Source organism: Sphingomonas sp. CFBP 8765 (assembly GCF_014841445.1).
GTDB classification, from domain to species: domain Bacteria; phylum Pseudomonadota; class Alphaproteobacteria; order Sphingomonadales; family Sphingomonadaceae; genus Sphingomonas; species Sphingomonas aerolata.
The window spans coordinates 647,297-669,153 of the sequence record NZ_JACYTY010000001.1 but is presented as its reverse complement, the minus strand read 5'-3'; the positions used below and the strand labels follow the sequence as shown (position 1 = coordinate 669,153).

General features: G+C 62.7%; 24 protein-coding genes. 18 read left to right on the top strand and 6 right to left on the bottom strand.

Features of this window, described 5'->3' with window-relative positions; all coding sequences use genetic code 11:
* Positions 1-132: 132 nt before the first annotated feature.
* Together IFT87_RS03265 and IFT87_RS03260 are read left to right on the top strand one after the other, a co-directional pair.
* Positions 133-2,247 carry a hybrid sensor histidine kinase/response regulator gene (locus tag IFT87_RS03265; protein WP_342211123.1) on the top strand — a complete coding sequence of 705 codons (2,115 nt, stop codon included), beginning with the start codon at positions 133-135 and terminating at the stop codon, positions 2,245-2,247.
* Positions 2,248-2,485: 238 nt separating this feature from the next.
* Entirely contained in the window at positions 2,486-3,106 is a 621-nt protein-coding gene (locus IFT87_RS03260; protein ID WP_192007488.1) for a DJ-1/PfpI family protein, read from the top strand.
* Between the two features lie 102 nt (positions 3,107-3,208).
* On the opposite strand, the gene IFT87_RS03255 is transcribed toward IFT87_RS03260, so the two are convergent.
* The 3 genes from IFT87_RS03255 to IFT87_RS03245 all read right to left on the bottom strand — a co-directional run bounded on the left by IFT87_RS03255 (position 3,209) and on the right by IFT87_RS03245 (position 6,998).
* Positions 3,209-4,015, bottom strand: coding sequence for a DNA adenine methylase (locus IFT87_RS03255; RefSeq protein WP_192007486.1), 807 nt, complete (start codon positions 4,013-4,015; stop codon positions 3,209-3,211).
* Between the two features lie 149 nt (positions 4,016-4,164).
* On the bottom strand, positions 4,165-5,178 hold the full coding sequence (locus IFT87_RS03250; RefSeq protein ID WP_192007484.1) for a phage portal protein: 1,014 nt from the start codon (positions 5,176-5,178) through the stop codon (positions 4,165-4,167).
* The gene (locus tag IFT87_RS03245; RefSeq protein ID WP_192007483.1) at positions 5,178-6,998 is read right to left on the bottom strand and encodes a terminase large subunit domain-containing protein; all 1,821 of its coding nucleotides are present in this window, start codon (positions 6,996-6,998) and stop codon (positions 5,178-5,180) included. Before IFT87_RS03245 ends, IFT87_RS03250 begins: the two co-directional genes overlap by 1 nt.
* Before the next feature lie 171 nt (positions 6,999-7,169).
* Between IFT87_RS03245 and IFT87_RS03240 the strand changes: the two genes are divergently transcribed.
* From IFT87_RS03240 to IFT87_RS03190, 11 genes are all read left to right on the top strand, one after another.
* Positions 7,170-7,997 carry a GPO family capsid scaffolding protein gene (locus IFT87_RS03240; RefSeq protein WP_192007482.1) on the top strand — a complete coding sequence of 276 codons (828 nt, stop codon included), beginning with the start codon at positions 7,170-7,172 and terminating at the stop codon, positions 7,995-7,997.
* 44 nt (positions 7,998-8,041) lie between these two features.
* Positions 8,042-9,112 carry a phage major capsid protein, P2 family gene (locus IFT87_RS03235; RefSeq protein ID WP_192007480.1) on the top strand — a complete coding sequence of 357 codons (1,071 nt, stop codon included), beginning with the start codon at positions 8,042-8,044 and terminating at the stop codon, positions 9,110-9,112.
* 94 nt (positions 9,113-9,206) lie between these two features.
* A complete protein-coding gene (gpM, locus tag IFT87_RS03230; RefSeq protein ID WP_249403165.1) occupies positions 9,207-9,929 on the top strand; it encodes a phage terminase small subunit in 723 nt (240 codons plus the stop codon).
* Between the two features lie 135 nt (positions 9,930-10,064).
* Positions 10,065-10,547, top strand: coding sequence for a head completion/stabilization protein (locus tag IFT87_RS03225; protein ID WP_192007476.1), 483 nt, complete (start codon positions 10,065-10,067; stop codon positions 10,545-10,547).
* Positions 10,547-10,762: a tail protein X gene (locus tag IFT87_RS03220; protein ID WP_192007474.1), complete on the top strand. Its 216-nt coding sequence runs from the start codon at positions 10,547-10,549 to the stop codon at positions 10,760-10,762. Before IFT87_RS03225 ends, IFT87_RS03220 begins: the two co-directional genes overlap by 1 nt.
* A 4-nt stretch (positions 10,763-10,766) precedes the next feature.
* The gene (locus tag IFT87_RS03215) at positions 10,767-11,120 is read left to right on the top strand and encodes a hypothetical protein (RefSeq protein ID WP_192007472.1); all 354 of its coding nucleotides are present in this window, start codon (positions 10,767-10,769) and stop codon (positions 11,118-11,120) included.
* Positions 11,120-11,635 (top strand): lysozyme, encoded by a 516-nt coding sequence (locus tag IFT87_RS03210; RefSeq protein ID WP_192007470.1) that lies wholly within the window; start codon positions 11,120-11,122, stop codon positions 11,633-11,635. Before IFT87_RS03215 ends, IFT87_RS03210 begins: the two co-directional genes overlap by 1 nt.
* Positions 11,632-12,096: a hypothetical protein gene (locus IFT87_RS03205; protein ID WP_192007468.1), complete on the top strand. Its 465-nt coding sequence runs from the start codon at positions 11,632-11,634 to the stop codon at positions 12,094-12,096. Before IFT87_RS03210 ends, IFT87_RS03205 begins: the two co-directional genes overlap by 4 nt.
* Positions 12,044-12,343 (top strand): hypothetical protein, encoded by a 300-nt coding sequence (locus tag IFT87_RS03200; protein WP_342211122.1) that lies wholly within the window; start codon positions 12,044-12,046, stop codon positions 12,341-12,343. Before IFT87_RS03205 ends, IFT87_RS03200 begins: the two co-directional genes overlap by 53 nt.
* Positions 12,344-12,559: 216 nt before the next feature.
* Positions 12,560-13,054, top strand: a complete 495-nt coding sequence (locus IFT87_RS03195) for a phage tail protein (protein WP_192007466.1) — start codon at positions 12,560-12,562, stop codon at positions 13,052-13,054.
* A complete protein-coding gene (locus IFT87_RS03190; RefSeq protein WP_192007464.1) occupies positions 13,051-13,512 on the top strand; it encodes a phage virion morphogenesis protein in 462 nt (153 codons plus the stop codon). Before IFT87_RS03195 ends, IFT87_RS03190 begins: the two co-directional genes overlap by 4 nt.
* A 137-nt stretch (positions 13,513-13,649) precedes the next feature.
* Here IFT87_RS03190 and IFT87_RS03185 read toward each other — a convergent pair whose 3' ends face one another.
* The 3 genes from IFT87_RS03185 to IFT87_RS03175 form a co-directional block, all read right to left on the bottom strand.
* Complete coding sequence (locus IFT87_RS03185) at positions 13,650-14,180, bottom strand: hypothetical protein (RefSeq protein WP_206757220.1); 531 nt, start codon at positions 14,178-14,180, stop codon at positions 13,650-13,652.
* Between the two features lie 1,008 nt (positions 14,181-15,188).
* Positions 15,189-16,298 carry a helix-turn-helix domain-containing protein gene (locus IFT87_RS03180; protein WP_192007460.1) on the bottom strand — a complete coding sequence of 370 codons (1,110 nt, stop codon included), beginning with the start codon at positions 16,296-16,298 and terminating at the stop codon, positions 15,189-15,191.
* Entirely contained in the window at positions 16,299-16,964 is a 666-nt protein-coding gene (locus IFT87_RS03175) for a hypothetical protein (protein WP_192007459.1), read from the bottom strand.
* A 437-nt stretch (positions 16,965-17,401) separates the two neighbouring features.
* On the opposite strand from IFT87_RS03175, the gene IFT87_RS03170 reads away from it, so the two are divergent.
* From IFT87_RS03170 to IFT87_RS03150, 5 genes are all read left to right on the top strand, one after another.
* Entirely contained in the window at positions 17,402-18,301 is a 900-nt protein-coding gene (locus IFT87_RS03170; RefSeq protein WP_192007457.1) for a baseplate assembly protein, read from the top strand.
* Positions 18,298-18,843, top strand: coding sequence for a phage tail protein I (locus IFT87_RS03165; RefSeq protein WP_192007455.1), 546 nt, complete (start codon positions 18,298-18,300; stop codon positions 18,841-18,843). Before IFT87_RS03170 ends, IFT87_RS03165 begins: the two co-directional genes overlap by 4 nt.
* Positions 18,844-18,855: 12 nt before the next feature.
* Complete coding sequence (locus IFT87_RS03160; protein WP_192007453.1) at positions 18,856-20,970, top strand: hypothetical protein; 2,115 nt, start codon at positions 18,856-18,858, stop codon at positions 20,968-20,970.
* Positions 20,971-20,981: 11 nt separating this feature from the next.
* A complete protein-coding gene (locus tag IFT87_RS03155; RefSeq protein WP_192007452.1) occupies positions 20,982-21,212 on the top strand; it encodes a hypothetical protein in 231 nt (76 codons plus the stop codon).
* A gap of 88 nt (positions 21,213-21,300) precedes the next feature.
* On the top strand, positions 21,301-21,852 hold the full coding sequence (locus tag IFT87_RS03150) for a phage baseplate assembly protein V (protein ID WP_192007450.1): 552 nt from the start codon (positions 21,301-21,303) through the stop codon (positions 21,850-21,852).
* Positions 21,853-21,857 lie beyond the last annotated feature (5 nt).

The following is a 21,857-nucleotide window of genomic DNA, read 5'->3' as shown; positions in this document are numbered from 1 at the left end:
TTGGTGTAATTCATTCGATCACCTTAGCGCGTCGGCTAGACCCGTTGACCGTTGGTGTGGCAGCTATACGTCAGCAGGGTTATAGAAAATGTCAGCGAATTGAGCGCTGCGAGAGGCGAGGCGGAGTAGCGCGTGAGCAGTTCGGAGGACGAGGCACGAATTAAGCCGTTGAGCGAGATTAGCCACGCACACCCCTTTTTGAGAGGGGGCGGTGAAATGGGTGCGCGCATGCGTGCCTATAACTGGGCGGAAACACCACTCGGTGATCCCGACGATTGGCCTGAGACCCTGCAGACCATGGTGTCAGTTATATTGAACTCCGCGCTACTTGGGACTGTCCTGTGGGGACCAGAGCTAAGGCTCCTCTACAATGACGCCTACGCTCCCGCTCTTGCTGGTCGACATCCCATGGCTCTCGGCCGTCCGATAGCCGATGTGTGGGGACCGGTGTGGGACCAGATTGCGCCTCAGTTCCTCCCCGTCATGGAGACCGGCGAACCGATCTTTGATCGTAGACTTCCGCTCTTGATCGAAAGGGAGGGCCGGAGCGATCTGACCTACTGGACCTATAGCGTATCGCCAATCCGAGGCCCCGATGAACGTATTGTTGGGCTTCTGAACCAAGCAATCGAGATCACGGGAGAAGTTCGCGCAGAACGGGACCGCGCTGAAGCTGAGGAACGTCTACGTAATTTGAATGTGGATCTGGAGTTACGGGTAGCCGAACGAACGCAGGAACGCGACCGTCTTTGGCGTAACACGCAGGATGTGCAGCTCATCTGTGACACGCTGGGAATGCTGAAGGCCGTAAACCCAGCATTCACGCGTATCCTCGGCTGGACACCCGATGATGTGATCGGTCGAAACGTGTTCGATTTCATTATCCCGGACGAGGAAGCGAGCACCGGCGCGCTTCGGCAGGCGAGCGAGCAGCAGCTTTTGGCATTCGAAAACTGTTACCGCCACAAGGATGGCAGCGTGCGCTGGTTCGCTTGGGTGGCGTCCCCCGAAGCAGACCTGGTTTATGCCAGCGGACGGCATATCACGGCCGAAAAGGAACAGGCCGAGGACTTACGTAATGCCGCCGAGGCGCTACGCCAAAGCCAGAAGATGGAAGCAGTAGGCCAGCTCACCGGCGGGCTCGCGCATGACTTCAACAACTTGCTCACCGGCATAATGGGGAATCTGGAGCTGCTCCAGATGCGGGTCGCACGGGGACGTATCGAGGACCTCGACCGCTTCATCAATGCCGCTCAAGGTGCAGGCCGTCGTGCCGCCACCCTGACGCAACGTCTGCTCGCGTTCTCGCGCCGTCAGACGCTCGATCCCAAGCGGACTGATGTCAATCGGCTGCTGGTTGGGTTGCACGACCTGCTACACCGCACGGTCGGAGCGACCGTCGACATCAAGGTCGTGCAAGCCGCTGGGTTATGGACGACTCAGATCGATGGCCCGCAGTTGGAAAATGCGCTCATCAACCTGTGCGTGAATGGACGCGATGCTATGCCAGAGGGTGGCAAGCTAACGATCGAGACGGCCAATGAAACGATAGACGATCGCATCGGACGAGAACGTGACTTGCCGGCAGGCCAGTACGTCTCCGTGTGCGTCACCGACACTGGGACGGGCATGTCGGAGGAAACGATCCGCCGTTCGTTCGAGCCGTTTTTTACCACCAAGCCCATGGGCCAGGGCACGGGCTTGGGACTATCCATGATTTACGGGTTTGCCAGGCAGTCAGGTGGGCAGATCCGCATCCACTCTGAGCTCGGCCAAGGCACGACAGTCTGCATCTATCTGCCGCGTCACCATGGCGAAGCGGAAAGCGACACTGCCGACGTCGAAACTACGTCTACGCAAAAAGCTGAAGGCCAGACGGTGCTAGTCGTCGAAGACGAAGCGACGATCCGCCATGTCATCGACGAGGCTCTGGACGACCTCGGCTACACTGTGATCGGGGCAGCGGACGGCGCGGCTGGGATCAAGGTGCTCCAGTCGGGCGCCAGAATTGAACTGCTCATTACCGACGTCGGCCTACCTAATGGCATGAATGGTCGACAGGTGGCGGACGAGGCACGCAGGCTTCGGCCAGGCCTGAGGGTGCTGTTCATCACAGGATTCGTCGAAAACGCGGCAGTTGGGAATGGCCACCTTGAACCCGGAATGGAACTACTTACCAAGCCGTTCACGTTGAAAGCGTTCTCCACCAAGGTCGCGGACATACTGAATCGGCCTGCCCTCAGCTAGACGGCTGAGCGATCATCAGGGCACACGGTTTTTTGAACGGCCGCTTCCGGGCACCCAGATTGCCCAGCTGAGTGACCGGGTTTGGGCGGAAGCGGTCATTCGGCGCGATAGGCTTGAACGTTCGGGATCAGTAAGGGAACGATCCGGCCGCTTTTAGCGAGGAGTGGCTTATACCTCCCGTGCCCTTTTCTCTAGTTCCAGCTACATCGGATTTTCAACACTCGCCGGGGAGGCGTTCATGCAAATTTCGGTTTTGACATTCGAAGGGTTCAACGAGCTCGACTCCTTTATCGCAGCAGGAATACTGAATCGGATGAGGGCACATGGCTGGACCGCGCACATCACCTCGCCGACCGATTCCGTCACGTCCATGAACGGCGTCACGGTCAAGCGTCAGAAACCCTTGGAGTTCGCTGCCGAAGCGGATGCCGTGATAATTGGAAGCGGGATCAGGAGCCGCGAAATCGCGACTGATAATGACCTGCTGTCCCAGATCAGCCTTGATCCATCCCGCCAACTGATCGGCGCGCAGTGTTCGGGCACCCTCTTGCTCGCAAAGCTGGGCTTGATTGGCTATCTTCCTGCCTGCACCGACCTGACAACCAAGCCCTGGGTGATCGAGGCGGGCGTCGAGGTGATCGATGCCCCCTTTGTCGCACATGGCAACGTGGCGACGGCCGGAGGCTGTATGGCCTCACAATACTTGGCGGCGTGGATAATCGCCCGTGGCGCTTCGCTGCGCGATGCTGAGGAAGCGATGCACTACGTCGCACCGGTAGGCGAAAAGACGTTTTACGTTGAACAGGCTATGAGAGTTGTTGCGCCTTTTATCTCGCCGGCAGCCTCTATCGCCGCTTGAACACGACGCGGTGACCGGCGCCTTCTCGGTGCCGTTCACCGCGCCGGAATAACAATTTGTGGTCGGAAGCGGCGGGGCAGTGCAAACACTGCCCCGCAACGTTCAGAGCAGGGCGAGGTTCGACACGATCAGCTCGCCCGCGCGCTGCGCGGCGCCGGCCCCGACCGTGTACGTCGTCTCGGCCGTCGCGACATGAAACCGCGCGAACGTCGCCCGCGCCCCCGGCGTGTCGTTGATCGACAGGATGAAGCGCCCCTTGATCCCCGCCAGCTGGTCGGCGAGCTGGTCGAAATCGGCCCGGCCGAACACGTCCTGGCCGTAATCCGTCTCGCACCCCCAATAAGGCGGGTCGAGGTAGAACAGCATGCCGGCGCGGTCATAGCGTCGGATGAAGTCGGCATAGCCGAGCTGCTCGATCACGACGCCGGCCAGACGCTCGTGAATGTCAGCCAGCAGCGGCTCCAGCTTGATGACGTTGAACCGCGCGCCCTGCGTCTTGTCGACGCCAAAATGCCGACCGTTGACCCGTCCACCGAACGCCAGGCGCTGGAGGTAGAGGAAGCGACACGCGCGCTCGAGGTCGGTCAACGTCTCGGGCGGCGTCGCCTTCAGCCGTTCGAACTCGGCGCGCGACGCAACGCGGAAGCGCAGCATGTCGATCATGTAGGGATAGTGACGCTGCAGCACGCGGAAGAACGTCACGACGTCGCCCGACACGTCGTTGATGACCTCGACCTTCGGCCGCGACCGGCGCCGCAGGAAGATGCCGCCCATGCCGACGAACGGCTCGGCATAGCCGTCATGATCGACGTGCTCGATCATCGCGACCAGGCGCGACGCCAGATTGCGCTTGCCGCCGATATAGCCCGCGGCAGGTGCGACGGGCTGAACGGAATTAAGGGTATACATGTTGGATTTCCTCGCCTTGTAGAGATCCCGCCCGCGCAGATCGCGCGGGTGCGGGACGGCCGATGGCCGTTGGTCGTGGCGAGAAGCTCCTCGTCGGTGTGCCGGGCTGGACTCCGGCATCCCCCGCCCGGCTATGCCGGACGCGAAAGCTATTTCGCCGGCGCGGCGACGCGCGGCGTGAACCGGACGGCGTCGAAGCCAAGCCGGTCGTTGATCTCGAGAAACGCCATTTGCAGCGGCACGATCTCCAGCTCGAAGAACATGTCGACGGCTTCGCTGATCTTGCCGAGCTGCGAGCCCTGCGCCGGCACGATCCCCAGCACCGAGGGCGGCGTGCGGTGCGCGGCGAGCACGTCGTCGCGCGTGGCGTTCTTGATGCCAAGGAACTCGTCCTTCGCGCCGACCTCGGCGATCGGCAGGATCTTGATGCTGCCCTCCTTGCCGCCCGGCGCATGGACAAACAGGTTCTTGAAGTTGCCCGGGCCCTTCGAGTTCTTCAACGCGTCGCGCAGCTCGTCGGTGTCGTTCTCGTCGATGTCGCCGGTGGCGTAGAGGATGTAGACGGCATGGCTGCCGTTCAGATAGTAGCGGCGCCGGAACAGCGTTGCCGCCTCGTTCAACAATGCCGACTGCAGGGCGCTGAGATATTCGGGAACGCCGTAGATCTCCTGGTTGATGTCCGGCTGCATGATCTGGATGACGCTGCCGGGCTTGAATGGCGTTGCGGCCGCTATGCCGGGCGACCAGAAGAACTCGCCATCGACCAGACCGCGCCGGGTATATTTCGCCAGGCTGTGATCGAGCCGCAGTGCCCCGCCGATGACGCTGTCCCGGCGTTCGAGATAGGCGTTTCCGAAGACGAGATAATCCTGCACCGCACGACCGAACGCCGAGCGCGACAGGGTCGGCGTCGCGCCGGTGCCGCGCATGACCGGATCGAACGACGCGACGACGAGGTTGCGCTTGAGCATGATTGCCGAGCTGTGATGCGGCGACACGCGGAACGCGCGCGCCAGCCCGTCGAGCGACAGGGGCGGCTCGTACCAGCGGTCGGTGCGGTAGCATTCGACCATGTCCATGATCTCGCGCCGGTTGAGCACCGGTTCGGGATCCCCGAACGAAAAGGCGGTCGCCTTGCTGGCGCGTGCGGGCGGCTGGTCCATCAGAATATCTCCATTCGTGTTTTCGGGCGCGCCTGGCCGTCGAGCGGTTCGTTGATGAAAATGTGCATCGCCGCCCAGGCGAGGTCGGCATGGCCGACGGACCCGGTGCGATTCGCCTTGAAGGTCACGCTCTTGCCGCTCTGGGTCAGTGCCTTCTTGATCGACAGGAAGGCGGACTGCAGGTCGATCCAGCCGCGGTCATATTCGATGCGCTGACGGGCGAAGCTGTGCTGCGCCTTCATGACGAGCCCGGTCTTCACCTCGAGCGAATATTCGATCGCGACCACGCCGCGGACCTTGGCGTCGCGCAGCAGCTGATAGACCGCGGCGCCCACGCCCTTCTTGTCGATGCCGAGATAGGTGCAGTTGTACCGTGCGAGCCGCGCCTTCACAAACTCGGCCTGCGCCTGAAAGTCGCCCTTGATCTGGTGGCGCTCGAGCAGGCGAAACTTGCCCGCCGGACCTTCGGGCGGCAGCGCGATCACCAGCGCAGCATTGTCGCCGTCAACGCTCTCCTGCGGATCGTATCCCGCCCAGACCTCGCGGTTGCCGACCGGGCGCTTGGCCAGCATGTCGACATCGGGCCAGTCGACCATGGCGTCGACGCCGCAGCGCTGCAGCTCGTTGAACTTGAACGCCGACAGGCTGTCGTCGACGAACCCGCACATGAGCAGGTTGGCGAATTCATCGGGCGCATATTCGATGCGCAGCTCGTCGATGTTGAACAGGTCGCAGCCGCGCGCGGCCGCGTCTTCGATCGTCACGATCTGCCGCCAGATCTGGTCCTCGCACAGCACGCCGGCCTGCAGCCGGGCATGGCCGACATCGATCTCGATGCGGTCGGCCTTCTTGACCCGCCGGTTGCGACGCTCGCCCGTCCAATAGGGATGCGCCTGGTGGGCGATCGTCGACGGCGTGGAGAAGTACGTGCGGCGCCAGCGCTTGTGCATCGCCATCGCACTGGCGACCTTGTTCAGCTCCTCGAAGCCGTAGGTCCAGAAGAACTCGTCGAAGTAGAAATTGCCGTGATAGCCCTGCGCGGTGCGCGCATTGGTGCCGAGGAAGATCAGCTCGGCTGCGGGCTCGCCATCGGGGATCGTGTCGGCCGTCAACACGATGGGGTCGCCCTGCAGCTTCACACCAACGCGGGTGGCAAACTGGACGATGTAGTTGCGGAAGATGTGCGCCTGGTTTTTCGACGCCGACAGGAAGATCTGGTTGCCGCCCCCGCGTAGCGCGTCGAGCAGCGCCTCGCGGGCAAAATACCAGGTCGCGCCGATCTGGCGGGATTTCAGGATCATGCGGGTGCGCTGATCCTTTGCGCCCCACCAGTCCTCCTGATAGCCGAACAACTCGTCATGGAAGAGCTGCTCGAGCTGTTCGACCTGCTCGGTGGTGAAGTGGTTCCTTGGCTTGCCCGCCTTGCGCTCGCCGGCGTTGCGGTTAGCGACCTTCTCGTTGAGGTCGCCCTCGTGACCGCCGGGTGCTTCGAAGCGGCGCACGCGGGCGCCGGCCACAACCGCGCGCATTAACAGGTCGATCTCCTTGAAATCGCCGCCCGTCTTCGCATCCTTGGCGATCAGCGTGTTGAGCCGGCATTCGAGCGCGTCCTCGATCTTCGACAGCGACGGCGCCTCGTCCCATTTGCGGCGCTGTTTCCACGCCTCGACCGTCGGGCGCTTCAGCCCCAGCTCGTCGGCGATCTGGGTCACGCCCCAGCCGCGCCAGTAGAGGCTGCGCGCTTGGCGCTCGGCGTCGATCGGGATCGGCATTGTCGTTGGCGGCAGCGGCATGCCGGTATCTGCGGGTAGCTTGTCCATGTCGCGGCGGACCTTGCCGCGCGATCATGCCGGTCCGCACGGCGTCTAGAGTGTGGAATGCGATCCCACACCTGCCCGCGCTTGAGACATGACCCGGTTTCGGTCCCTTTGCGGCTTCCAGACGCCGCCTGACGCGGCCCACCGATAGCGAACCCCGAGGGACCGACCGCCATGGGCACCAAGAGCAAGTTCTTCCGCGCCTTCGTCGAAGGCCAGACCATCAGCGACGGCCGGAAGATCGATGCCGACTGGATCGACCAGATCGCCGAGACCTTCGACACCGCCACCTATACGCCGCGCATCAATGTCGAGCATCTCGCCGGCTACAGCCCCGAACCCCCGTTCAACGGATACGGCGACGTCGTCGCGGTGCGCGTGCAGACCGACGACATCGCGATCGCAGGCAAGACCGAGCAACGCCGCGCACTGTATTGTCAGGTCGACGGCAATGACCAGCTCGTCGCGCTGGTCGCGAACAACCAGAAGCCGTTCCCGTCGGTCGAGCTGACCGACAGCTATGCCGGCTGCGGCAAGGTCGGGCTGCTCGGCCTTGCCTTTACGGACAAGCCCGCCTCGATCGGTACGCAGGCGCTGCAGTTCTCGCGCACCGCGCCGGGCTCGCTGTTCGCACCGGGCGCCGAGGCCATCGCGCTCGAATTCGAGACGCCGCCATCTGATCCGGCCAAGGTGGAGGGCGCCGTCGCCGGCTTCTTCTCGGCGCTCGCCGCCCGGCTGAAGGGTGAGCCCGAGAAGCCCGCAACGCCTGCCGCGCCCCCGGTCGCCGCCAATGACAATTTCGATCCGGCCGCCTTCTCGACTGATATCGGCCAGGCGGTCGCCGCGTCGATCGCGGCTGCGCTGAAGCCCGTGACCGAGGCGCACACCGCGCTGCAGGGCGAGTTTTCGGCGCTGCACGCGAAGCTCGAGGCGACGCCCGAGCCCGGCTTCAGCCGGGCGCCCGCCAATGGGGGCAGCGGCGAGCCCGTCACCGACTGCTGACGCCCCCCGCCGACCCGAACAGAATCGCCCCAGGAGCCGCTCCCATGCGCAACGAAACCCGCCTCAAGTTCAACGCCTACACCACGCAGATCGGCAAGCTGAACGCCGTCGAGGATCCCAGCCGCTCGTTCACCGTCGCGCCCGCGGTCGCACAGACGCTGCGCGGCAAGATCCAGCAGTCGAGCGCCTTCCTCACCAGCATCAATATCATCCCGGTCGTCGCGCAGGAAGGCGACAAGGTCGGCGTCGGCGTGAAGGGCACGATCGCCAGTCGCACCGACACGCGGATCCACGACCGCCAGCCGCGCTACCCGGGCGATCTCGACGAGACGCGCTACCGCTGCGAGAAGACCGACTTCGACACGCTCATCCGCTATGAGACGCTCGACGCCTGGGCGCATCAGCCGAATTTCCAGCCACTGATCCGCGACGCGATCGTCAAGGCCAAGGCGCTCGACATCATCACCATCGGCTTCAACGGCACGCATGTCGCGGTCGAGACCGACCCGAACGCCTATCCGCTGCTGCAGGACGTCAATATCGGCTGGCTCCAGCACATCCGCCTCGATGCGCCGGCGCGCGTGCTGAGCGAGGGTGACCTTTCGCCCGCCACCAGCGTCAACGGCGTCGTCACCGTTGCCGGCGCGATTTATGTCGGCGCGGGCGACGTTGGTACCGAGGTCGACTTCGTCAACGTCGACGCGCTGATCTACGACGCGATCGAACTGCTCGACGAGAATTACCGCGACGATACCGACCTGGTCGCGATCGTCGGCCGCGACCTCGTCCACGACAAGTATTTCTCGATCGTCAATGCGGCCGGCGACAAGGCGACCGAACAGCTCGCCCGCGACGTCCTGCTATCGGACAAGAAGCTCGGCGGGTTGCAAGCGGTGCGCGTGCCCAAGTTTCCTAAGAACGCGCTCCTGATCACCACGCTCGCCAACCTGTCGGTCTACGAACAGATCGGCAGCGAGCGGCGCAAGATCGAGGACAACGCAAAGCGCGACCAGATCGAGAATTACGAGAGCGTCAATCAGGCCTTTGTCGTCGAGGACATGGGCAAGGTCGCGCTCGTCGAGAACATCGTCATGGGCAAAAAGCCGGCCGCCTAAGCGCCGACCCACCGCCCCACCAGTTAGCCCGCTCTCCACAGGACATGCCATGAGCCTTGCTCGCAAACACCGGGATCGTATTCTCGCATCCCAGATGGCATCGGCTCCTGCCCTGGGGAGCGGGTTATCCTCTCCTGCCTCCGACGCCGGCACCCCCGCCGAGCGCGCCGCCGCATCGATCGCGATGCGGCTGCAGCACGATCTGCGCCGGCTGAAGGAGATCCAGTCGATCGCCCGCCGCATCGACGTTAAGCGCGAGATGCTGCCCGCCTATACCGACTGGGTCGCCGGCCTGCTCGACGGCGGGCGCAATGCCGGCGCTGGCATTGCCGAGGACGTGCTGCCGACCGTCATGGTCTGGCTGATCGACACCGGCGACTATGCCCGTGCGCTGCTGCTCGCCGAGCACGTCATCGCCTATGACGTGCCGCTGCCGTCGCGCTACGAACGTTCGGCCGCAGCGCTCATCGTCGAGGAGATCGCCGATGCCGCGATCCGCGCGCAAACCGCCAAGGCGCCGTTCCCGCTCGACGTGCTCGAGCATGTTGCCGAGCTGACCGCCGACGCGGACATGCACGACCAGGTGCGTGCCAAGCTGCACAAGGCGATCGGCACCGAGCTGGCGCGTGCGGCTGACGCGATTGACCCCGCCAAGCCGGAATTCGCGGCGCTCGCACAGCGCGCGCTCGACCCGCTTCGCCGTGCCGTCGCGCTGCACGACCGGGTCGGCGTTGCCGGCCAGATCAAGCGGCTCGAGCGCGCGCTGGCGCCGCCAAAGCCGACCACGAAATCCGCCGGCACCGTGCCGGCGACATAAGCTCGCCCCCGGCGCTCGGGGGCGGATCACGCGGGATGGGAGGGCGCTGCGGCGCTGAGGGCCATCGTCCGATCTGATCCCCACCCCCGAAAACACGAAGGACCGCCCGATGCCCGCCAAAATCGCATTTGTCGCATGACCGGCTTCAGCTGCCCGCCCCCGCTGATGCCGGCGCCGGTCGTGTCGACCGAGGCGCCAATCCGCAATGACGGCTGGTTCCCCGACATCGACCCAGCCGAGCTGCGCGCCGCGCGGCGCATCCGCCACGTCATCACCCCCGAACGCCTGAAGCTCGCCGTCACCGGCGCGATGATCACCGTCGGCAACCAGCTTGCCGTGTGGCAGGCGGCACATATGCTCGCCGGCATCGCGGATCTCGCCGCGGTGCCATCACGCAAGCTCGGCGACACCAGCCGCCTTGTCCTTCTCTACACCCGCGCGATCGGCGCCTATGCCAAGGCCGAGCTCGTCGAGGCGTACCGCGACACGGATCTGACGGGACAGGGCCAGCACGACGCCGAAACCGTCGAGCCGTCGATCATCGAGCTGCGCCGCGACGCGATCCACGCGATCCGCGACATGCTGAGCCGCCCGCGGCTGCGCGCCGAGCTGATCTGATGGCCGACATGCTCACCGCAAAGCAGGGCGACACGCTCGACGAGCTGATCTGGCGCGAGCGTGCGCTCGGTGCGCCCGACATCGGCCGCGTCCTCGCGCTCAACCCGGGCCTCGCCGACGTCGGCACGGTCCTCCCACTCGGCACCCGCGTGACGATGCCCGCCAGCATGTCGCCGGCCGCGCGCACGCTCCCGCTCATCCAGCTCTGGGACTGACCGCATGAAGGATTTTCTCCACGATTTCGGGATCGCGCTGTGGGCGTTCGTCGTCAGCCTCATCCCTGCCGGCCTTGGCTCGGTCGTCAGCCTGCTGGTCGAGAGCGGCCTCACATGGGGGCAGCGGTTCGCGCAGGTCTGGGTCGGGATCGTCGTCAGCTATTTCGTCACCAACGCGGCCGGCGCGCTCTTCGGCATGCACCCGTTCGTGTCGCAGGCGATCGGCTTTCTGGTCGCGATGGTCGCCTTCAAGGGCGCGCCCGGCTTCATCGCCGGCTGCAGCGCCGTCCTCGCCGAACTCCCCGGCAAGCTCAGCGAGCGGCTGCTCGCGCTCATCCCGCGAAAGGACCCCAAGTGATGCCCCAGCCTGATAAGGGATCGTCCGCGCCCGCAAAGCGCAAGACGCTGATCGGCGTGATCGGAGCGGCAGCGGCGCTGATCGTCACGCCGTTCGTGTCGGGCTGGGAATCGGGCGGCACGCCGCGGCTCGTCGCGTACCAGGACATCGTCAAGGTCTGGACGATCTGTGGCGGTGAGACGCTCGGCGTGAAGCCGGGCATGGTCGAGACGGTCGAGGGTTGCGCGCTTCGCGAGGAAGCCGCGCTCATTCGCCACGCCGAGCCGGTTCTCGCCTGTACGCCCAGGCTGCGCACCCATCCCAACCAGCTCTCGGCTGCGATCAGCCTTGCCTACAATATCGGCACCGGCGGCTATTGCGGCTCCACCGTCGCGCGGCGCTTCAATGCGCGCGACTGGCGGGGCGCGTGCGACGCCTTCCTGATGTGGAACCGCGCTGGCGGGCAGGTCGTGCGCGGCCTCGACCGCCGACGCCGCGCCGAGCGCGACCTCTGCCTGAAGGAGCTGCCCCGATGATCCGCGCCCTCTTTGCCAAGGTAAAGGCCGAGGCCTTCTTCCTCGTCCTGCTCGCCGTCGCGGCGGTCGGTGCCTGGCTGTACGTCCAGTACCGCCAGGTCAGCGCCGACCGTGACGATCTGCAGCACCGCGCCGAGCTGATCTGCGCAGGGTCGGGCACCGACTTCGCCGCGACGCCCAAGACGGCGCGCGGCGTGCGCTGCGCCCAGACCATCGCCGGCCTGGTCAAATTCAAGGGCGACAGCGACCAGCTCGCCGCGGCGACGCTCGCCCAGGCGATGGCCGATCACGACGCCCGACAGAACGACGACACCCGCGCCGCGCGCGCTGCTGCCGAGGCAGCAAGCTCGGCCGCACAACGAATGGAGATGGCAGATGCGCAAGCTGAACGGACGAACCTTGTCGATCGTGACTGGTTTCGCGCTGTCAACGGCGTTGCCGGCCTGCGCGCGGCACGCTGAGGCACCGCCCGCGGTCGTGTCGACGCCGATCGTCATCAGGGTGAAGGACACGCCGCCCGCCGAGCTGTTGCGGTGCGCCAATCGCCCCGAGGGACTGCCCGAGGATCCGGCGCTGATCGCACAGATCCCGACGCGGATCCGCGCCGGCATCATCCGCCTCGCGCGATCCTTCGCCGCCAACGCCGACCACCTCGACCGCCTCATCAACTGGAACACGCCCGCCGCGTGCCCGTCGCCCAGGGGATAAGACATTGGCCGTTACCCGCCACGTCCACCGCGCACGATCGCCGTAGATCGCCCTCTGGTGAGCTTCATGACCGATTCCGAAACCAACACGAAAGGAGGTGATTTCATGCGTTATTGGCCCGTTGGCAAACCCATCCGTTAATTGATGCGCCCGGTTTGCAAGAGCCGGGCGACTTCTTCTGGCAGTGCAATACACCCTTGAGACGAAGGACGTTCGTTGAAGAAGCCGGAAAGCCTGCGGCAGACGCTGCAGATGTTCGTGCCTGCGCTCGCAGCGGATCCGTCCAGATTGTCGATCTTCGTCGACAAGGGGCGGATCGCGGCAGGCGCGGGGTCGCTCAGCCTCGAATATCGCTACACCGCCAATATCGTCGTGCAGGATTACGCCGGCGACGTCGACGATCTCATGGTGCCGATCCTGGCATGGATCGCCCAGCACCAACCCCAGCTGTTGCAGCGCACCGACCAGGAGCCGTTCCACTTCGAGTCCGAGCTGCTCGACGCCGAGACCGCCGATGTGTCGATCTTTATCGACCTCGACGAAGCCGTGCGCGTTTCGGCGAAAGAGGGCGGCGGGTTCACGGCCGAGCGCGCAGAGCCTGCGAGCGATGCCGACAGCTTTGGGATCGGGTGCGTACCCCTGTGGCACCTGTTGATGGGTGACCGGGTCGTGGCGCAGACCAGCGACCCGCGCTTCGCGGGGAACCCGTGAGCAACTTCGCCGACATCGAAGCGCTCGCAGGCGCGTTGCTGCGCCGTGTCAATGCCGACGAACGCAGTAAGATTTTGCGCGCCATGGCGCGCTCGCTGCGTAGCAGTCAGGCGGCACGCATTGCGCGCCAGCAGGATCCGGACGGCCAGCCGTTCGCCGCGCGCAAAGCGCAGCCCGCTGGCCGGCTACGGCGCGGCGGGACGATCAAGCGCAAGGCCATGTTCCGCAAGCTCCGCAACACGTCCAACCTGAAGGCGGGGTCGACTGACACCGAGGCGTGGGTCGGGTTCAGCGGGCGTGCAGCGCAGATCGCACGCGTGCACCAAGAGGGGCTCGAGGACGCGCCGGCGAAGGGTGTGAAACCGGTCAGGTACACGCGCCGCCTATTGCTAGGCGGCAGCGAGGCAGAGCGTCAGACGCTGCTCGACATCTTGTTCGCTCATGTAACGGACACGTAGGTGTAGTCAGCGCCTATATCGCTGATCGCATAACTTGTCAGTGGCGGACACACGCCATGTTGGTATTGTGTAGCACAGGAGCATTCGAACGATGCGGTCACCGGTCTAATGAAAAGCCCCGCCAGAGCGGGGCTTAGTTAGAAAGCTTCTACACGTTCCCGCATGCGCTCATGCAGTTGCCCGCCGAATCGCGAGCTTTCGCACTCTAGTAAATCATTGGCGACACTAACCACAGCGGCTTCGATAGCTATGGCGCGCGATAGCCGATCGTGCTTATAAAGCCATAGCGAAACGTCCGCCCAATCCCACAGGGGGCTATTGGTCGTGACGCGCGCCACGGGCGCCGGAAATCCGTCGCCTCGATGACCCTTATAGTAGTTTGTCATCGCAGACCGGCTCATGTCTGAGCGTGAGGCAATGTCTGACAGGCTCACCAGTGGATCAGGTTCAACTCGCTCAACTACGGCACCCGCCTGCTTACAATTCTCCACGGCCGTCGCGATTGCATCCTCTAGGGAAGCCGCCTCGCGGCTGAAATCGACTAAGATATGTCCTTTTTGGAAGGACACTAAGGCATCGTCACACCCCGCGTCGTAAAAGCGACCCTCGAAATTTTCATCCTGCGGATCTAGGCCGGTGGCAATGATCGTGAAATCATGCGTTTCCATCATCTACCTCCTCTTTCTCAGTTTCATGCGGACAACGGGTAACAGCCCGCTTAATCTGCTTGGCGTGGTCCCCGCCGTTCCTCGGCGTACCGGAAATTCCAAATTGACATCCATCGCGGTCGGCTTGTGCACAATACATTCGGCCCCAATGGCCCTGCATGCGTATGGTCCAACCCAGGCTTTCCGCGTACTGGACCGCGTCCTCGACATCCTTGTCGGGGTGCTTTGGCCTAGCCAGCGTTACCTCCCGAAACTAGTGCATTGTGAACATCTGTCAACACCCTTCGTTCCCCCTTTATGATTCTCGTCATGAATTTCACGTTAATCCGCAATGCTCCATGCGGCGATAATCGTGACGGTCATAGCTAGAAAAGCGAAGTTGTAGGGGCCTTAGGTCCGCTTCTCACACAGTCTGCGAGCCTGTGCCCTGGCATTGATCCGCGCAACGATGCCATTGGCGGCCAGGACCGATCAGTCACGCCGGAGGCCCTTGCCTGCCTCATGCGCAGCGCCTTATGGCTCTCCTCAAAATTGTGCAGGACGAAAAGGTTCGAAAACGCGTGAGTAGTTGTCGAGCTTCTTAGAGAGGGCAATGGTCGGGTGCGTGAAGCGGCGCATAGATATGTGCATCGTCAGGTTCTGGCGCTCGGCATAGCTCGTCGAGACATGGACAGCGCCCGGGCTACCTCGCGGCGGATCTGCTTGACCCCGTTGCACTCGACAGGGCTGTAGGGATCGGGAGCACCAATCGTGGGGCCGTGCATCTTCGCAATAGTCGACGGCGAATGCGCGCTCACAGTCCCTGGATACTCGCAATGACCGTTTGTGAGGGGCTTTGCGCACCGTGTCGGCATATTAAAGCGGAACAGGCTTTCCCTGTCTTTAACGGGCGCAAAGCAGCTAATCAACCGCATCAATCAACCATCGAACAGCATTGCAAAATTTTAAGTACACTTATTCCTAAGAACACATGTTCTCTTATAATTATACCATTTTTTATGCTTCGTATCAGGCAACACGTTCATTATCGACAATTAAACTAAGACCCTTCGACCGAGAGTTTTTTATCGAGACCTCCCGTTCGTCCCTCTTACCTGCAAGTCCAAATACTAACGTCTCGAACTCGTCCTCCGGTATATTAATATCACGAGCAATTTCTGCCTTAGTAATTTTTTCATTCCATAGTTCTTGAAAGACGGTTCGCCAAATATGAGAGGTCTCAAACGGCATAGGATCAGGTTCTTTAGTTCGGGTTCCGTCCCTATTCATCTGTATGAAGTAACCCCGAGCTTGCCACTCTGACAGAACTCCAATCTTGGACAGATGATAGGTCAAAGCGGCCAGCGATACACCCCACCTCTTTTTATGGTTTTGTATATCCCCGAGGGAGCGTACGCGACCGATCCTGCTCCGTACGGCGCTTGCCGGCATCAAGAAACTAGCTGCGAAAGCGTTAGCTTCCGGCTCGGCTGATTTATGACCTGACCCGCCATGTTGGTGCATGCACAAATGACCTAATTCATGAGCTGCATCAAACCGGCTATGCTCTGAGGACTTAAGAGTATTCAAAAATATAAACGGAATTCCCGAACGCCAGCATGAAAAGGCGTCTACACGAACTGTCTCTTCAGCTAGCGAGTAAACTCTAACACCTTTTGCTTCCAAAAGATCTATCATGTTTCCGACAGGTCGATCACCTAGACCCCAGTGAGCCCTAAGCGTCTCAGCAGCCGACTCCGGAGTCCGCTCATGGCTAAGATTTGGCACGTCCATCTCTGGGAGACCAAACTTTTCGTCGATTTTATCTGATACCAAAAATGCCAAAGATGCCGCAGCAAGTGCACGCTTGCGCTCCTTCGCAGTCATGGCTTTTAGACTTCGAAAACTTGCATCATCCCTATCAACCTCGTCCAGATCATCACCAAAAAGAAAAGCCTTGGGATACCTTAAGGCATTAGCCAAGGCTTCAATGGTTTCCGGCTCTGGCTGGTTGTTTTTGTTTTCTATTCTCGAAAGCGTAACAGGACTTATGCCGGCAGCATCTGCAAGCGCCTGACTCGTCATCTCTCTACGGCTTCGTGCAAGTCGCAGACGTTGGCTATTAAATGATGCTTCCATTTACTTCTTCTGTATGGTCGGCTTGATCTCGAATTTGTCATCGTCAGTATCGCCCGCGCCGTGCTGGCTTCCTAACTTCTCAAATTCACCGTGCTTAAAGACTAGTATTCTTTCATAAAATCCGCAGAACTGCTCGTCTTCTACAGCTTTTGGCCTAGAAATCTCGCAGCAGACCGTGCCGTTGGCGTCGATCGACATCATGACGTACCAACATTCAGAGTCGGCGAACGTGGCCTCTCTCGCCTCCTGCTCTCTTGCCTGTGATTCCCACTCTGGAAATAGAAAACCAGACCTTGACGCCTCGATCAATCGACGCTTTCCATCGCCAATTTTTGACTTTGGCTGAGGGTCTTTAATGCCGCATGCAGCATCGACGGTTTGGAACATCAATTTTCGACCGTTCAAAGGATCGAAAACTCCTTCCATGTTGTTCTTGGAAAAATTTTCATAGCTCACAGTGCCTATAGATAGGCAAACAGTACGAAGGGCCTCGACGCCAAAAATGTATTTAAGGCTGCCTTCGGCAGTCCTAGGTTGAAGCTCAGACGATAGGTTTCTACCGTGCAGTGCCCCTTCGCAAATCTGCGCGACCAATTCTTTAGTCAAGCCAAATTCCCATAACCTGCTGTCGGCTGGGATGGGCGGCTTTGGTCGCTTGAGGGTCATTGCGAGGCCTTGTTAATTTCTGACCCCTCAAATGTGGCACAGAATTTTAACAAGGGCAATAGCGAGCTTACTACCCTACCGACTTGTGGCAGCCGCCTTTGCGACGTCGCCCGTGGTTCTGGGGCATGCTCTCCGCATGTTTCTCCTAGCCCTAGCGTCCCATTTGGGCGGCGGCGCTGGGTCATTTTTTCGTGCTCGTTGTTAATCTCGCCGGTAGTGATCTTGCTGATTACCACCGCAAGGTCGATTGCGTCGACGGGGCGAGTCTCGTCATTAAGGCTCTAGGCGGTTGACCCACCCATATAGAGAATGAAGGGCCGAATCACCCGCAGCAATGTCCGCTAACTTCCCATAATGGACATCCTGACAAGGTGTGAAATCCCATCCCACACCCAAGCATGATGGCGCTGCCCTGACCTGACCGACGACATGGCCGGATGGCCGATCCGTCAACTTTCACCGCTGTCGATCTGTCGCGCCTGCCGGCGCCGACCATCGCCGAGACCCTCGATTTCGACACGATCTACGGCGAGATGCTCGCGACGCTGCAGGCACTCGTGCCCGCGTTCGATGCGACGGTCGAATCCGATCCCGTCATAAAGCTGCTGCAGGTCGCCGCCTACCGCGAGATGCTGCTGCGCGCGCGCGTGAACGATGCCGCGCGCGCCGTCATGCCCGCTTATGCCCTCGGCGCGGATCTCGACAACCTCGCCGCGCTGATGGGCGTCGTCCGCCTCGTCATCACGCCTGCGATAGCAGGAACCGGCGCCCCCGCGGTCCTCGAAAGCGACGACGACTTCCGGCGCCGCCTGGTGCTAGCCCCGGAGGGCTATTCGGTCGCCGGGCCCGAGGGCGCGTATATCTTCCACGCGCTATCGGCGTCGCCGGACGTGCTCGACGCCAGCGCCACCAGTCCGGCGACCGGCGAGGTACGGGTGACGGTGCTCGCGCGCGCCGGCAACGGCACCGCGTCACCCGCCTTGCTCGACACGGTGCTCGCCTATGTGTCGGCCGAAACGCGCCGCCCGCTCACCGATCGCGTTACGATCCGCTCGGCGGAAATCGTCGAATATGCAGTCGACGCGCAGATCACGACGTTTGCCGGTCCCGATGGTTCGATCGTTATCGTCGAGGCGCGCAACCGGCTTGCCGCCTATGTCGCCAATTCACACCGCCTCGGCCGCGACATCACGCGCTCGGGGATCTTCGGCGCGCTACACACCGAGGGCGTGCAAAACGTCGTGCTGACCAGCCCGGCCGCCGACATTGTGCTCGACCGCACCCAAGCTGGTTGGTGCACTGCGGTCTCCGTCGTTCATGCCGGGCTCGGCGAATGACGCTGCTACCTCCCAACGCTACCGCGCTCGAGCGCGCGGTCGAGACGAGCATGGCGCGGATCGGCGACGTCGCGGTGCAGCTTCGATCCCTTTGGAACCCCGATACCTGCCCCGTCGATCTGCTGCCCTATCTCGCCTGGGCGTTGTCGATCGACAGCTGGTCGAGCGGCTGGTCGGAAACGGTCAAGCGCGCCCGCGTGCGCCAGGCGCTCTCGATCCAGCGCAGCAAGGGCACGTCCGCTTCGGTGCGCGATGTCGTCGCCTCGTTCGGAGGCGTCGTGGCGCTGCGCGAATGGTGGCAGATGACGCCGCCCGGCGAACCGCACACCTTCAGTCTGGTGCTCAACCTCACCGACGATACCGGCACCCCAGTCGACGCAGCCTTTGCCGATGCCGTCATCGCCGAAGTCTATCGGACCAAACCGGTCCGTTCGCATTTCACCTTCAGCCAGGCGCTCAGCGCAACCGCGGGCATCGTCCCCGTCGCCGCAGCCCGTCCCGCCACCTTTGCCCGCCTCACCATGACCGCCCCTGCGGCCTGACCCGGAGAGATCATGTCGATCACCCTACGCATTACCGACGCCGGCCGCGCAGCGCTCGTCAACGCTTCGCACGACGGGACCAACGCCGTGCGCATTGCGAACGTCGGCGTCTCGCCGCTGGCGCTTTCCGCCGGCCCCGCCACCGCAGTGCTGCCCGGGGAAGTGAAGCGGATCAACACGATCTCTGGCACGGGCGTGGCGGCCGACGTGATCCATGTCGTTGTCCGCGATGAAACCGCCGACACCTATACCGTGCGCAGCTTGGCGCTGTATCTCGCCGATGGGACGTTGTTCGCCGCTTACGGCCAGGCCGCGCCGATCATCGAAAAATCCGCCGCAGCGCTGATGCTGCTCGCGATCGACGCAACGATGCTCGACGTCGCCGCGAACCAGATCACGTTCGGTGACGCGAACTTCCTTAACCCGCCCGCGACCGCCGACACCGCCGGCGTCGTCGAACTAGCTACCGTCGCAGAAGCGTCCGCCCGTGTCGGCGATCGTGCGCTCACGCCCGCCACTGCAGCTGCAGCTCTACTTGACTGGCTCGGTTTTACTCCGGTCAACAGCGCTGGCGATACGATGCACGGCCGTCTCATATTCGCGGACGAAATTGGCAACTGGTCGGTTGGCCTGCGCCCTGGCGCAGATCTGTGGACAGTACGGGACGAACAGTTCGGTACCGACACTTTGGTCCTCGATCCGGCGGGTAACCTCATCATTGGCTCCGCCGCGCGTCCAGGCGAGCGACGATTTTCGCTTTCCAACCTCGTCACCGACTTCGGGATCGTCACGAGCGGATCGGCCGGGGGCGGTTCGCGGATCGTCAATTCATGGGTGACCGGTGGCCAGGGGCCGTTGGTGATGGAGAATGCCGCCGGCGAGATGGCTCGGTTTTCACCGACCGGTGTGCTGCAGCTCAAACAAGTAGCGACGCGCGCCGGCAATGCGTTGTGGGACGCCGGTAACGACGGCGCAGGCTCCGGTCTCGACGCCGACCTGCTCGATGGGCGGGATGGAAGCTGGTACAGCGACATCGTCGGGCGCCTGGGATTCATCCCCGTACGTCAGACTGCCGGCTTCGTCGTCGAGGTTCGGTTCAGCGACGGCCAGCTCAAAGCCCGCGTCAATCTCGACAACGATCTGGGCGCTTTCGTCTTTGGCGGTGACATTGCCGATGTCTGGCGTGCCAGTAACGACGGGGCGGGTTCCGGTCTCGACGCCGATCTGCTCGATGGTCGCGACGGGTCCTGGTACGCCGATATTACCACCCGGCTGGGATATTCACCCATCAACCGGGCAGGCGATACCATGAGCGGGCGGCTGCGCTTCGCTGACGCGCAGGGTCTTTGGTCGGTCGGTCTGCGCACTGGCGCAAATCTATGGACGGTGCGGGACGAACAATTCGGGACCGATACGCTGGTCCTCGATCCGGCCGGAAATCTGATCATCGGATCCGCCAGCCGCCCGGGTGAGCGGCGGTTTTCGCTTTCCAACCTCGTCACCGATTTCGGGATCGTCACGAGCGGCTCGGCCGGCGGTGGCACCCGCATCGTCAACTCATGGGTCACCGGTGGCCAGGGGCCGCTGGTGCTGGAGAATGCGGCGGGCGAGATGGCGCGGTTCACCCCGGCGGGCGCGCTGCAGCTGAAGCAGGCCGCGACGCGGGCAGGCAATATGCTGTGGGACGCGGGCAACGACGGCGCAGGCTCCGGGCTCGATGCGGATATGCTCGACGGACTCGACTCGACTGCCTTCATGCAGAAAAGCGGCGGTGCATTCACCGGGCCGATTACACTCAAATCGGTGACCTTCGGCGGAAACGCGGGCAACTATACGCTTTCGATTCCGGACGGCACCGACCAGGTGTTGTTGCGTGACAATCAGTTCGGCCGGGATGTCGCGTCGCTGTCGCGAGCATCCCTGACGCTGGGTGACGGTGTGGCGCTGAAGCGAGCCAATAGCGGGCGCTTCGTCCACTACAAAGACGATCTTCCTGGAGACACCATCACCCGCAGCACGGCCGCCCCGGCGGGCGGAAGCGACGGGGATATCCACTACGAAATCAACACCGCGGCCGGCACCATGCGCTTCTGGCATAATTACGGCGGAACATGGGTCCACACCTGAGAGGAATGTTCATGAAGACGACTATCGGCAAATATGATCCGGCAAGCTGCAGCGTCCCGGTTACCTTCGAAACCGATGATGTGAAGCACGAACGCTTCGTCAACGCATGCCTGAAGAACGGAGTATATGATAAAAAGGCGACCGCCGAACGCGTTACACAGGTCGCGCTGGGCGTAGCTGCCAAGATCGAAGTCGGCGCGATCGTCACGCCGGCCGCGCCGGAAAACGCGACCGAGGTCTAGATTAACGCCTGACCCATCGGGTGTGGGATCACATTCCACACCCGCCACCCCGCGCACGGCGCGGCCGACAAGGCCAATGTCGCGCGTCATGAACGCGCTTCCCGATCCCCGCCGAATTATCGGCAACATCATCCGTCTCGGCACCATCGACAGCGTCGATCGGGCCGATGCGACGTGCCGCGTGCGGATCGGCGAGATCGTCACCGGCGACATCTGCTGGATCGTGCAGCGCGCTGGCAACACCCGCATCTGGTCACCGCCGACGATCGGCGAGCAGTGCCTGCTGCTCTGCCCCGAAGGCGACACCGATGGCGGCGTCGCTGTGCTGGGGCTGTTTTCCGATGCGATGCCTGCGCCCTCGGCCGAGGATCTGGACCTGATCCAGTTCGGCGACGGCGCGATCCTGTCCTATGACGCGCATGCGCATCTACTGGTCGCGCAGCTCCCCGCGGGCGGCAAGGTCCGCATTGACGCGCCGAGCGGCGTCACGATCACCGGACCGGTCTCGATTACTGGCGACGTGACGATCACCGGCAAGGCAACCGCCAGCGATGACGTTATCGGCGGGGGTAAGAGCCTGAAGTCCCATGTGCATAGCGGCGTTACCGCGGGCAGTGCAGTCTCGGGTCCGCCACGATGATCGGC

Coding starts and splice junctions, on each gene's coding strand:
- IFT87_RS03260 (WP_192007488.1), top strand. CDS start 2,486: ATGCAAATTTCGGTTTTGACATTCGAAGGGTTCAACGAGCTCGACTCC.
- IFT87_RS03255 (WP_192007486.1), bottom strand. CDS start 4,015: ATGTATACCCTTAATTCCGTTCAGCCCGTCGCACCTGCCGCGGGCTAT.
- IFT87_RS03250 (WP_192007484.1), bottom strand. CDS start 5,178: ATGGACCAGCCGCCCGCACGCGCCAGCAAGGCGACCGCCTTTTCGTTC.
- IFT87_RS03245 (WP_192007483.1), bottom strand. CDS start 6,998: ATGGACAAGCTACCCGCAGATACCGGCATGCCGCTGCCGCCAACGACA.
- IFT87_RS03240 (WP_192007482.1), top strand. CDS start 7,170: ATGGGCACCAAGAGCAAGTTCTTCCGCGCCTTCGTCGAAGGCCAGACC.
- IFT87_RS03235 (WP_192007480.1), top strand. CDS start 8,042: ATGCGCAACGAAACCCGCCTCAAGTTCAACGCCTACACCACGCAGATC.
- gpM (WP_249403165.1), top strand. CDS start 9,207: ATGGCATCGGCTCCTGCCCTGGGGAGCGGGTTATCCTCTCCTGCCTCC.
- IFT87_RS03225 (WP_192007476.1), top strand. CDS start 10,065: ATGACCGGCTTCAGCTGCCCGCCCCCGCTGATGCCGGCGCCGGTCGTG.
- IFT87_RS03220 (WP_192007474.1), top strand. CDS start 10,547: ATGGCCGACATGCTCACCGCAAAGCAGGGCGACACGCTCGACGAGCTG.
- IFT87_RS03215 (WP_192007472.1), top strand. CDS start 10,767: ATGAAGGATTTTCTCCACGATTTCGGGATCGCGCTGTGGGCGTTCGTC.
- IFT87_RS03210 (WP_192007470.1), top strand. CDS start 11,120: ATGCCCCAGCCTGATAAGGGATCGTCCGCGCCCGCAAAGCGCAAGACG.
- IFT87_RS03205 (WP_192007468.1), top strand. CDS start 11,632: ATGATCCGCGCCCTCTTTGCCAAGGTAAAGGCCGAGGCCTTCTTCCTC.
- IFT87_RS03185 (WP_206757220.1), bottom strand. CDS start 14,180: ATGGAAACGCATGATTTCACGATCATTGCCACCGGCCTAGATCCGCAG.
- IFT87_RS03180 (WP_192007460.1), bottom strand. CDS start 16,298: ATGGAAGCATCATTTAATAGCCAACGTCTGCGACTTGCACGAAGCCGT.
- IFT87_RS03175 (WP_192007459.1), bottom strand. CDS start 16,964: ATGACCCTCAAGCGACCAAAGCCGCCCATCCCAGCCGACAGCAGGTTA.
- IFT87_RS03170 (WP_192007457.1), top strand. CDS start 17,402: ATGGCCGATCCGTCAACTTTCACCGCTGTCGATCTGTCGCGCCTGCCG.
- IFT87_RS03165 (WP_192007455.1), top strand. CDS start 18,298: ATGACGCTGCTACCTCCCAACGCTACCGCGCTCGAGCGCGCGGTCGAG.
- IFT87_RS03160 (WP_192007453.1), top strand. CDS start 18,856: ATGTCGATCACCCTACGCATTACCGACGCCGGCCGCGCAGCGCTCGTC.
- IFT87_RS03155 (WP_192007452.1), top strand. CDS start 20,982: ATGAAGACGACTATCGGCAAATATGATCCGGCAAGCTGCAGCGTCCCG.
- IFT87_RS03150 (WP_192007450.1), top strand. CDS start 21,301: ATGAACGCGCTTCCCGATCCCCGCCGAATTATCGGCAACATCATCCGT.